Here is a 12,170-nt window from a genome sequence, read left to right as displayed (position 1 = left end):
GGGAATTAGTATCAGATATTAAAATTCTTTTTGACGAACTTAATTCTAATTTTGCTAAGATTCATTCATTAGCTTATGCTAGAAGTTTCCTAGTATAAGTTAAATTATCACTTAGAAACCCTATAATATCTCTCTATTTCGTAGATTATCATAATTTTTTGATTTTTATACTGCTTTTGATTTTTTATTTGAATTGTTATAATATTTTTCAGTCGTTACATATCCTTTTACTTTTAATATAACACGAGTTCTTCATGTCTATCAAAGTGGGTAAGGGCCATAAACAAAAAAGTTAAGGAAATAGGAGCAACAGAATTAGTAGTTTTAGGAACTAAAAATATGTTCATGGACTAAGATAAAATTACAAAGATGCTATTCACGAGTGGGCTCTTCTGTATTATGCTAAGTCAAGGGCTGCAATGTTTGCTAGGCCTTTTTTGTTTGCAAAAATAGTTACAAAATATAAATTTTAAGTGCTAGGGGTATAATTTCCCCTGAAATTGTGCCAGAAAGGCCGGGTGGCTCCCTTCGTGTGGAAAAATCGCAAAATTCTATAGGATGGTAAGGCTTACATGCATAAAAAATTTTAAAATACCTATTGCAGACGACGTAGCGTCGTGTGCTAAGATTAAAACCAAGAGGTGAAAAATATGAATGATGAAAAAGATCGAGTGTTTACAGTAGGAGAATTGGCAGGCCTCGTCGGAGTTACTGTAAGAACACTTCAATATTATGATAAGGCAAACCTGCTCCACTCGTCATATAACAAAAGTCATAAAAGAGTATATAATATTGATGATCTGTTGAAATTACAGCAAATTTTGTTTTTGAAGTCACTGGGTTTTTCGCTTGGAGAAATCGGTGGTAAAATTCTAAATCATGGAAATTATATTGATTTAGGAAAAGTTTTTGAAGGACAGCGTGAGATTATGTTCAGTAGGGTTCAGAATTTAAACAAAATTATTGAAATATTAGATTTAGTGATCTCAGAAACAAAAGCTGGACAAAAAGTTAGTATGGATAAACTCGTTACTATTCTAAAGTTGATGAATCAAGGAAATCCATATTCTTTTGTAATCCGTTATTTCAATGATGAACAGCTCAAAAAAATAAACGGACGCATGTTGGAAAGTCCGGAAAAACAGGGTGCTGCAAAAAAAGTTTTTTCACAGCTTGACGTCCTTTATCATAAAGGTGTCGACCCGACTGGAAAAGAAGGGCAGAAGCTTGCAGAACAGTGGTGGAATTTGGTTTGCGATTTTGCTTCCGGCGATCCGGAGATGTTTCAAGCATTGTTTTCAGCTGGGCGAGATCTTGATAACTGGCCTGAAAGCACGAAAGACATTCAGAAATCCATTGAAGACTTTTTAGCCAAGGCTTTAAATCTTTATTTAAAGCAAAATGGAATACAACTTGAAAATATCTGCAAAAAAAGATGCAAATCAATCGAGGATATCCAGGATTAACTTAGGAGGTAACTCATGTTTAAGATGTTTCAAAATCTACGGAACCACATCCCGTATGTGTGTACGCTGATTGTTTTGATTTTTGCACAGATTATATGTGATCTGTACTTACCTACTCTTATGTCATCTATTATCAACAATGGAATCATGGAAGAAAATATCCCATATATTCTGCGTTTCGGAGGAGTGATGCTGTTTGTGTCAGGATTCGGAATCATCTGTGCTGTCATAGCAAGTTTTTTGAGTGCTCACGTATCAGCCGATCTTGGCAGTGTTCTGCGCAGTCGTGTCTTTAGATGTGTGGAGAGTTTATCACTGCATGAATTCGATAATTTTGGAGCTTCCACGCTTACCACCCGTACCACAAATGATATTATTCAAATTCAAACGTTTACAATATTAATGCTTAACATGATGCTTCGCGCGCCATTGACAGCAGTCGGTGGCATCATCCTTGCCTACCGTCAGGATAAAGGACTCACGGTGATTTTTGCTATGGCGTTTCCCGTGCTGGTTGCCTTGATTGCCATTGTTATGGGGACAGCGATGCCTGCCTTTAAACACGTTCAGACAAAACTGGATAAGGTAAACCTCGTGATGGCTGAAAATTTAAAGGGCATTCTGGTTATCCGGGCGTTTAATCGAATTGACCATGAAAATAGGCGCTTTGATTACGCCAATTCCGACCTGACTGCTACTTACATTAAGGCCAACCAGATTATGTCCTTCCTTCTGCCCGGTTTTATGCTTGCAATCAATGCTATTGTGTTGTTCATACTATGGTTTGGAAGCATCCGGGTAAACACAGGTGAAATGAATATTGGTGCTTTGACGGCTTTTCTGCAATATGCCGTGCTGATTTTTTCAAACTTTGTCATGTTTTCCATTATGTTTGTTTTTCTTCCCCGTGCTCAGACTGCCGCTCAGCGCGTTTCGGAGGTTCTTGAAACCAGACAGGAAATACTTGAACCTGTTATTGCAAAAATAGAGGAAAATTTGAAAGGAGTAGTGGAGTTCCGGAATGTTACATTCCGCTATCCCGGAGCTGAACAACCGGCTATCAGCGGCATCAGTTTTTTGGCAAGACCAGGTGAAACCACAGCAATCATTGGGGGCACCGGCAGTGGAAAATCCACACTCGTGGGTCTGATTCCTCGCTTTTACGACGTGAGTGAAGGAAAAATTTTACTTGACGAGATCAATGTGAAGGACATGGCACAAAAAGAACTGCGGGTCAAAATCGGCTTTGTACCGCAGACAGCGGTGCTTTTTACAGGAACAATTGCCGACAATCTTCGTTATGGGCGGAAAAGAGCAACGAATGAAGAGTTGGAATATGCGGCTAAAACCGCACAGGCGGCGGACTTTATCGCGGAGACAGAAAACGGCTATGACACCATGCTCTCTGAAGGCGGAGGTAACCTGTCGGGAGGACAGAAGCAGCGCCTTTCGATTGCCCGTGCTTTGGTGCGCCATCCGGAAATTTATATTTTCGATGACAGCTTTTCAGCATTGGATTTTAAAACGGATGCTGCTCTGCGCGCCGCTCTGCAAAAAGAAACAGAAAATGCTACCGTATTCATCGTTGCTCAACGTGTCGGGACTGTAATGAATGCAGACCGGATTATTGTTCTGGATAACGGAGCTGTAGCCGGTATGGGAACACATGAGGAATTGATAAAAAGCTGTGGCATCTATCAGGATATTGTGTCTTCCCAGTTTTCAGAGGAGGAAATGGTATGAACAAGAAAAAATTTAATATGGCTGACTTTTGGAAAATTGCCAAACGCCTGTCCAGATACCTGAGACCACAACGATTACGCCTCACAATTGTCATTATTTGTAGCATCATTGCGGCAGTTTCCGCAGTTGTATCGCCAAAAATCAGTGGACTTGCAGTCAACCAGCTGGCAGAAAGCGTTATCGGCAAAACAACAGTCCATTTTGATGTTATTGGACGGCTTTTGATGGTTATGTTTTTCATTTATTTTTTGAGTGACATCTTTACGTTTATTATGCAATTTATGATGGTGTCTATTTCGCAAAAAGTTGTCTATCAACTTCGTCAAGATGTGAACCGCAAGTTGGCAAAACTTCCTCTTCGATATTTTGATGCTCATCAAAAAGGTGATATTTTAAGCAGAATGACCAATGATGTGGATACCATATCCACGACACTCCAGCAGAGTTTGATACAAATTATTCAGTCGATATTTCAACTGATCGGTTTTATCGTCATGATGCTGACCATCAGCCCGCTCCTGACGTTGATTATAATTGGTACTCTGCCGCTGTATCTCTTGGCTACAGGTGCCATTGCTAAACGTTCTCAGGATTATTTCGCCGCACAACAGCAAATCATTGGCAAACTCAGTAGCCATACGTCGGAAATGTATGCCGGGCACAAAGTTGTCAAAGCATTCGGACACGAAGATGAATCCATTGCTCAGTTTGAAACTATGAATCAAGAACTCAATACGGCAAATTGGAAAGCACAGTTTGTTTCCGGTATGACATCGCCTGTCATGAATTTCATTACCAATATCGGCTATGTATTGATTTGTGTTGTTGGTGGTATTTTTGCTACAAGGAGCTGGATGGGTATTGGAGATATCACGGCATTTATCCAGTATTCTCGTCAGTTGAGCCAACCAATCATCCAAGTGGCCGGTATCCTTAATATTATGCAATCTACTACCGCCTGTGCCGAGCGTGTTTTTGAAGTGCTTGATGCAAAAGAGGAAACACCTGACCCGAAAGATACAAAAGCGATTGTAAAACCGCACGGCAATATTCAGTTTGAACATGTCAAGTTCCGGTACAACGAAAGCAAGCCATTGATTGAAGACATGAATCTCGACATTAATGAGGGCGAAACTATCGCTATTGTAGGACCGACCGGTGCTGGGAAAACCACACTTGTGAATTTACTTATGCGATTTTATGAAATTAACAGCGGTAAAATCAAGTTTGATGGAGTAGACCTGCGCGAAATAAGGCGTGGCGACCTTCGCACAATGTTCGGAATGGTGCTTCAGGATACATGGTTGTTTCAGGGATCAATTGAGGAGAATATAAAATATGGGCGCGAAAATGCCACTCACGACGAAATCGTCAATGCTGCGAGAGCTGCCTATGCTGACCACTTTATCCGCAACTTGCCGGAAGGCTATAAAACAATTATCAATGAAGAAGCGTCAAATATCTCGCAAGGTGAAAAACAGTTGCTGACGATTGCGCGTGCAATGCTTGCCAATCCAACCGTTCTCATTCTCGACGAGGCAACCAGTTCTGTGGATACCCGAACGGAGATGCTGATTCGAAAGGCAATGGGAACACTCATGAGAGGACACACTAATTTTGTAATTGCGCACCGTCTTTCTACAATCCGTGATGCAAAATGCATTTTGGTCATGAATCATGGTTCTATTATTGAACAGGGCAACCATAAGGAATTACTTGCAAAAGGAGGCTTTTATGCTGAACTGTATAACGCACAGTTTAGCGGTGAAAGCACGTAAATATCTCACAGTAAATGAAATTAATTTTTGAAAATTGTTCGCGTACAAACATTAATCAGATTAAAAATGTAAAAAATGTGTTTATTATATTGACATAGATCAAAGAATGAAAAAATCACCAGTATGTTATAAAGATAAAAGGGCTGCTATAATAGCTTAAGGGATATAATAGTTGAGCAAAGATTTATATGTGCTTTGAGCAGAGGTATGTATAAATCGGCCATATGTAAACTATAATATTGATACAATAGAAAGTCCTTGATTTCAGGGAATTTTCGTGTTTTTTGGAGAAAATGAAGCACCTAAAAAAGAATTTTGAAGCTAAGAATATGGAAATATAATTGAAAATTAGCTTCCAGCCAGATAAAAAATATATTGTACAGGTAATAAATTCTAAGGTGTATCTGAAAAAATCATAGTAGATTCAGTCATACAGGACTGCTATGATGATGCCGGAAACAATTTAAATGAGAATATGTCAGGTTAATTCTTAAAAATGAAGTCTGGTGAAAATATTATAGAATAGAGAGGAAATGTTACTAAAGTTGAGCTTTTACCAAACTGGCGGTGGTTATAAAAAAATTTACTTTTAATTGAAGTATTGACACTAATGAATTAAAATAGAGGTATAATAAAAAACTAGGAAGGTGAACAAATGAAGCCTACAAACTATGAAGATTTAATTATGAAAAGAGCAATGGATATATTTGCAGAGGAAGGATTAAAATTCTTTGGCATAAACAAAAAAGTTAAGGAATTAGGACCAACAGAATTAGTAGTTTTAGAAACTAAAAATATGTTCATGGACTACACTTTCCTAATGGAAGATGACACTTTTATACATTTTGAGTTCCAGACGACTAATAAAGGAAAAGCAGATTTAAGAAGGTTTAGAGCCTATGAATCAATGCTGAGTCATCAGACTGGAAAAGATGTGATTACATATGTTGTTTATTCAGGCAATATAAAAAATCCAGCAAATACTTTAAAAACAGGAATAAATGAATACAAAGTAAATTCTATATCTATGGCTGATAAAGATGGAGACAAAATCTATAATGATATTGTAGAAAAAATAAAATCTGGTAAGGATATTACAAAACAAGATATAATATCTTTAACATTTACTCCTATAATGAGTGGAAAGATAGGTACAGTAGACAAGATAATTAATGCTATAAATGTAGTAAAAGATATAAATAATGACTATAAGTATGACGTAGAATCAATACTATATGCTTTTGCAAATAAATTTTTAAGTGGAAAAGATTTAGAAAGAGTAAGGGAGGAATTGAGAATGACTGAACTTGGTAAAAGCTTAATAAATGAAGGAAAAGATGAGGGGAAAAAAGAAAAAACTATAGAGATAGTCAAAAGAGCAATAAAAAAAGGCATGGATAATGAAACAATAAAAGAATTAACAGATTTAGACATTGATGAAATTGAGTTGATAAGAAAAGTACTAAAATAGAATGATTATAAATATAAAAAAACTTTTACATTAAATTAGCTTATTATGGTTATAGTAAGCTAGTTTTTTTATTGCCTCAAATTAAATTGATTAAAGGTGGTTGTAATGATATGCATCTACGATAAGAAAACTATTAAAGGAAACTTTGATAACAATGGTCTTGGAATTTTAAAGGTATGGGCAAAACATATCCTCTATGACCTCTCCTATTACTTTATAGAAAACATGAAAGCCGAAAATTGCAGTGTAAAAACAGCTATGCAGAAATCTTTAGTAGGAGATTTGATAACTATATATACAGCAGATAGTGATATTATAATTGAAAATACAATTGAGGTTGAAGAAAAGAATCCTGTAGAAGCCATATTTTCAATAATAAATATATGGGGCTGCGGCGAACTAAAAAGAGATAACTTTGATATTAAAATATTGAAAGCCATAGGAAAAGATGCAGGAGTATTGATTGCGCAGGGTAAAAATATAGCAGGTTTGAAATTTAATATAGATACTACAAGTGTTGCAACTAAGCTTTATCCTGTAGGAAAAAATGATATAAAACTTACTGAAAAATATATTAGTGTTCCCAACTGGAATAGTGATGCATATCCACCATTTCCTATTATAAAGAAGGTGGAATTTAAAGATGCTGGAGATGAAGTTACTTTAAGAGCACTCGCAAAAGAAGCTGCAAGTGTAATAGGTTTAAGCAGGGTAAATATTGATGTGGATTTTATAGAACTTAGCAAAACAAAGGAATATGATAAATATAAGCATCTTCAAACGGTTAATGTTGGGGATTCAGTTATAGTAAGGCATAAAGATTTTAATATTGATGTAAAAGTGCCTGTAATTAAAGTAAAGAAAGATATTTTAAATTGCGTAAATATTAAAGTTGAACTTGGACAGCCCAAAGACAGTATATTAAAACAGCTTGATACAGCAAATATTAAGACTACATTAGATGAACTTGGAAATAAAGTAGCTGAATCCTTCAGCTCAATGCTTTATTATGCAAATCCAGCAGCTTTAACTGTAGGTACAGCATCAATTGAACCTGTATATTTAGGAATAACAGCAGTTGCAGATACAAACTTATCTATGAATTTTACTATGTACTGCACAGCCAGCAGTTTATGCACAATAACAATAGAAATTCAATTAGATAACAAGGATATCCCATTTACACCAAAACAAAAATTACAGCAGGGAGATAATGTTATAGGCATACCTCTTGGAATACCACAAGTTCAACAAGGAGCACATTATATTGCAGTGTTTTTAAAAGTAGATGCAGGTACAGTAAATATACCTATGTTCAATCTTCAATGCATGATTGATGGAAGAAATCTTCAAGGTGGTTTAAGTGCAGAGCACCCACATGCAGAATGTTCACAGAATCAGGGTTTTGTGAATATGAATGGCCTATATATAAATAAGGTATCAGGACAGAATGTAAATATAACATCACAAGTGCCAACACGATCTTCATTAAATGAAAAAATAGTAGTAAATTCTAATTTATTTACAAATAAAAATATTACAACTAATTATAGTATTTCTTTTAAATAGAAAAAAATGATGACAGTATTTGGATATTAAAAACTTATGGTGATGATATATACCACAAAGAAAGAACAAGAATAATAGATGCTTCTCCAATCTTAAAAATATGGTTACCTTCAGATGAATTGACTGTACCCAAAAAACTCAGGTAATTAAACCTAGACCAATAATAGTTGCTATGAAGGAGAATATTTTATTTAGCAAGGCATATATAAAAGATATTATGAATGGAGTAGTGATTTTAGAGAATACAAGTAGTGGAATTATAGTTTTTATAGTAAGTATAGATACTGGAGTTTCATGGAAAGTATGGAATGGAAGTTTATGGATTCTGGTGGATATAACAAATATGGGGGATGTAAAAACTAAAGGAATGACTATTACAACACTTCAAGGAATTACTGAAGCACAATGGACGTCTCTTGGTCTTTCAGATAAGAAGATAAGACTTGCATGGTATATGGAAGTTAGTTCAAGTGCAGATGTTTTAAGATTGAAGGAGATAAGGGTTAACTATAACATAAATTAGTTAGTGATGTTTAATAATCTAACTTCCTCAAATTTCATGATATACTAGAATAAGTTATAATATGTAACTAGATGACGTTTGAAGGAGAATAAATATGAAAATTTTATTAGAAGAATTATTAAGAAATAGTTTTATACCAGAAATAGATTCAGCAGATAAGCTCCCAGATGCACCAGGAGCATATCTTATATGTTCAAAAAATATTAATGATTTACCAGATAAAATGAAAGAGCTAGATTTTAAGTCTGTCTATGGATTACCAGTAATATATGTGGGAATTGCGGGTAGACCTACTTCAAAAGTAAAAAGTTTAAGGATGAGAGATTATAAGAACCATTTTTATGGAACAGCAAGAAAGTCAACATTAAGGAAAAGTATTGGTGTATTATTTGGATTTGAAAAAGAATATGAAAATAAAGAAAATAATAATAAATACAAATTCAGTGCTAAACATGAGGAACAACTTACACAATGGATGAAAAATAATTTAATTATGCATTTTGTAAAAATTGATAATCCTATGGAATTTGAAATATTTTTAATTAATACTTACGAACCACCGCTTAACCTGAAAGATAATAAGAGTAATGCGAATGAAACTTTTAGAAAAGAATTAGGCAAGTTACGAACTGAACGATAAACAAACTTATTTAATAATACATTATGTTTTTTAAACAGAAAATGCTTGCACTTGTAGGCTAGTAAAAGCAATTTGGATAAAGTATTGGATTATGATAATTAGCTGCATTTTAATAAATATAATATAGAACTTTAATTGAGGATATTCTAATTTTGTTCACTAACTAAAAAGGCAATCATATCTTTTTTTATTTTGTCCCTGGTAACAGAAATGGTAGTATTGTCCAAATATTGTATATATTATAGAATATTGTTATAATTAGTATGTGTATAAAGATTTATACTAAATTAGGGGGATGCATGAAAATGAGTAAAAAAATTCTGAAACCACTTGCAAGTCTTGGAATTATGTCATTAGTTATAATTACAGTTTTATCAGCTAATCCAGTTAAGGCATCAGTAGGTCAAGTCACAAGAATAAGTGGTGCTGATAGGTATGCTACAGCAGCACAAGTTGCTACGTCAAATTGGACAACTTCAGATAATGTTGTGTTAGTATCAGGAGAGAGATATTCAGATGCAGTAAGTGCCTCTGAATTAGCTAAGAGATTAGATGCTCCTATATTATTAACAACAGCTGATGCATTGGATCCAAATACATCAGCTGCTTTATCTTCATTAGAAGCTAAAAATGTATATGTAATAGGTGGAAATGCTTCAATTTCACAGGATGTGAGGGATAGCTTAAAATCCAAATATAAACTAACAGAATTAGGTGGAGCAAATAGATATGAAACTAATATGGCTGTCGCTACGGAATTAGTTAAATTAGGAGTAGATCCAAGTAATGTTATGATGGTTGGAGGGGAAGGATTCTCGGATGCTTTATCAGTAGCACCAATAGCTTCAGCTAAAGGACAGATTCTTTTGTTAGCTAACAATGATACAAGTTGTATGAAACCGGCAATTGACTTCGTAACAAAAAATAAGTCAAAAGTTACGGTTGTAGGAACTACAAATGTAATAAGTGACAAAATGTATAATACAGTTAACGGTACTTCAAGGGTTAATGGAGGAACTGATAGATTTGACACTAACTTAAAAGGATTAGCGGCATTCAGTACAACACTAAATTTTAATAAAGTATATATCGTGAATGCAAGCAATGATGGATATGCAGATGCATTAGTAGCATCTGCAGTAGCTGGAAAAACTGGAGCACCATTAGTATTATTGGATAGCCAAACATCACAAGCAACAGCAAATGCGATAGATTACATAAAAACTAATATACCTAAAACTTCAGACTTAAATGTTATAGGTGGAACAGGTGTTGTTACAAATGATACAGTTGATATCATAAACGGCATTATCACTGGTAAGCCAATAGTAAGTTTTAAAGATAAAAATTTAGAAGAGGCAGTAAGAGACTCTATTGATAAACCAAATGGTACTTTGTATAAAAGTGATGTTGAAAAAATAACTGTATTAAGTGCTCAGGATAGAGGTATAAAAGATATTAGTGGAATTGAAAACTTAACTAATTTACAATCACTTGCTTTATATAGTAATCAAATAAGTGATATAAGTATGGTAAAGGATTTAACTAATTTACAAGAACTTAATTTAGCTGACAATAAAATAAGTGATATAAATGGGTTAAAGGGTTTAACTAATTTAGAATTCCTTTTTTTAGCTGATAATCAAATAAGTGATATAAGTGGATTAAAAGATTTAACTAATTTGCAAACTCTTTATTTACAGAATAATAAAATAAGTGATATAAATGGGTTAAAGGATTTAACTAATTTACAAAAGCTTTTGTTAGAGAACAATGAAATAAGTGATATAAGCGCATTGAAAGGTTTAACTAATTTAGAATCCCTTTCTTTAGATGACAATAAAATAAGTGATATAAATATGTTAAAGGATTTAACTAATTTACAAAATCTTTTTTTAGCTGACAATGAAATAAGTAACATAAGTGCATTGAAAGGTGTAACTAGTTTACAAGAACTTTATTTAGATTCCAATAAAATAAGTGATATAAGTGAGTTGAATAGTTTAACTAATTTACAAGCACTTGGGTTAAGTTCCAATGAAATAAGTGATATAAAGGGGTTAAAGGATTTAATTATTTTAAAATTTCTTGATTTAAAGAACAATAAAATAAGTGATGTTGATAAGGCTTCGTTAAAAAATTTTTTACCAAGATGCACTATCATATATGAATAACATATAAGCAATAAACAAAAAGGGGATGCCCATAAAGTAAAAAAGTCTTCTTCTGAAAATTATAGAAAGTTATCTAGAGAAGAGTGGGTAATAGTTGAGAACTGCCATGAGGCTATAATAACACAAGATGAATTTGATAAAATACAGCTGCTAATTAAGAAAAGAACTTTGATACCAGCAGGGGCAAGAGCTTCAAAGACTGAATTTACGGGAGTATTAAGATGTGGATGCTGCGGACATACGATGCAGATTCAGAAAAAAAAGGATGGAAAAGATTTAATTAGGTGCTGCAGATATTCAGATAGCAGTGGGAAAAGGTGTATTAATAGAGGAGGATATTTACAGCCAGTAAAAGATGAAATAAAAAAAGCCATTATACAATATAAAAAAGAAGTTTTAAACAAACTGCAAGGTATAAATAATAAAGGAAAAAATCTTACCATGAATCAATTAAAATCAAAACGCAGGGAATTGAAAAAATTTCAAGAGGCTCTTGAGAAAATACAAGATTCATATGATTTAGGAGATTATAGTAGAGAAGAATTTTTAAGAAGGAAATCAAAATGGAATAGTAAAATTTTAGAAGCCAAAAGCCAAATTTCCCTGTTAGAGAAGTAGTTGAAATTTCAAGAACAGGTTACTGATGAAGAAAGGCTGAATATTATAAATTATTTCCTAGAAAATATTGACTCAATAGAAGATGTAAAAGATAAAAACAAATTATATCGAACTATATTAGATAGTGTGATATGGAGGAAAGTAGATACGAAGGAAGCAGAAATAGAAATAAATTTTCTGTAAGGATT

10 protein-coding genes and 1 pseudogene are annotated in these 12,170 nt (G+C 33.9%); all 11 read left to right on the top strand.

Features of this window, described 5'->3' with window-relative positions; genetic code table 11:
- The first annotated feature begins 650 nt into the window (after positions 1–650).
- The 11 genes and pseudogenes from CLRAG_RS08405 (at position 651) to CLRAG_RS08360 (ending at position 12,165) form a co-directional block, all read left to right on the top strand.
- On the top strand, positions 651–1,466 hold the full coding sequence (locus tag CLRAG_RS08405) for a MerR family transcriptional regulator (RefSeq protein ID WP_065078015.1): 816 nt from the start codon (positions 651–653) through the stop codon (positions 1,464–1,466).
- 15 nt (positions 1,467–1,481) lie between these two features.
- On the top strand, positions 1,482–3,209 hold the full coding sequence (locus CLRAG_RS08400; protein WP_065078014.1) for an ABC transporter ATP-binding protein: 1,728 nt from the start codon (positions 1,482–1,484) through the stop codon (positions 3,207–3,209).
- Complete coding sequence (locus tag CLRAG_RS08395; protein ID WP_065078013.1) at positions 3,206–4,987, top strand: ABC transporter ATP-binding protein; 1,782 nt, start codon at positions 3,206–3,208, stop codon at positions 4,985–4,987. Before CLRAG_RS08400 ends, CLRAG_RS08395 begins: the two co-directional genes overlap by 4 nt.
- Before the next feature lie 655 nt (positions 4,988–5,642).
- A complete protein-coding gene (locus CLRAG_RS08390; protein ID WP_065078012.1) occupies positions 5,643–6,458 on the top strand; it encodes a hypothetical protein in 816 nt (271 codons plus the stop codon).
- Positions 6,459–6,563: 105 nt separating this feature from the next.
- Positions 6,564–8,027: a phage tail spike protein gene (locus CLRAG_RS08385; protein WP_065078011.1), complete on the top strand. Its 1,464-nt coding sequence runs from the start codon at positions 6,564–6,566 to the stop codon at positions 8,025–8,027.
- Between the two features lie 172 nt (positions 8,028–8,199).
- On the top strand, positions 8,200–8,550 hold the full coding sequence (locus CLRAG_RS08380; RefSeq protein WP_065078010.1) for a hypothetical protein: 351 nt from the start codon (positions 8,200–8,202) through the stop codon (positions 8,548–8,550).
- 94 nt (positions 8,551–8,644) lie between these two features.
- Positions 8,645–9,190, top strand: coding sequence for a GIY-YIG nuclease family protein (locus CLRAG_RS08375; RefSeq protein WP_065078009.1), 546 nt, complete (start codon positions 8,645–8,647; stop codon positions 9,188–9,190).
- Between the two features lie 305 nt (positions 9,191–9,495).
- Positions 9,496–11,364 (top strand): leucine-rich repeat domain-containing protein, encoded by a 1,869-nt coding sequence (locus tag CLRAG_RS08370; RefSeq protein ID WP_065078008.1) that lies wholly within the window; start codon positions 9,496–9,498, stop codon positions 11,362–11,364.
- Positions 11,365–11,367: 3 nt separating this feature from the next.
- A pseudogene (locus tag CLRAG_RS21390) lies at positions 11,368–11,517 on the top strand (recombinase family protein); the annotation flags it as partial.
- A gap of 15 nt (positions 11,518–11,532) precedes the next feature.
- The gene (locus tag CLRAG_RS08365; RefSeq protein WP_065078007.1) at positions 11,533–11,982 is read left to right on the top strand and encodes a recombinase zinc ribbon domain-containing protein; all 450 of its coding nucleotides are present in this window, start codon (positions 11,533–11,535) and stop codon (positions 11,980–11,982) included.
- Positions 11,983–12,165 (top strand): hypothetical protein, encoded by a 183-nt coding sequence (locus CLRAG_RS08360; protein WP_065078006.1) that lies wholly within the window; start codon positions 11,983–11,985, stop codon positions 12,163–12,165. It begins immediately after the preceding gene.
- Positions 12,166–12,170: the final 5 nt, after the last annotated feature.

Origin of the sequence: Clostridium ragsdalei P11, assembly GCF_001675165.1 — a bacterium.
In the GTDB taxonomy this organism is placed as follows: Bacteria; Bacillota; Clostridia; order Clostridiales; family Clostridiaceae; genus Clostridium_B; species Clostridium_B ragsdalei.
The sequence above is the reverse complement of the archived record's forward strand: the minus strand, read 5'-3'. Positions and strand labels throughout refer to the sequence as shown.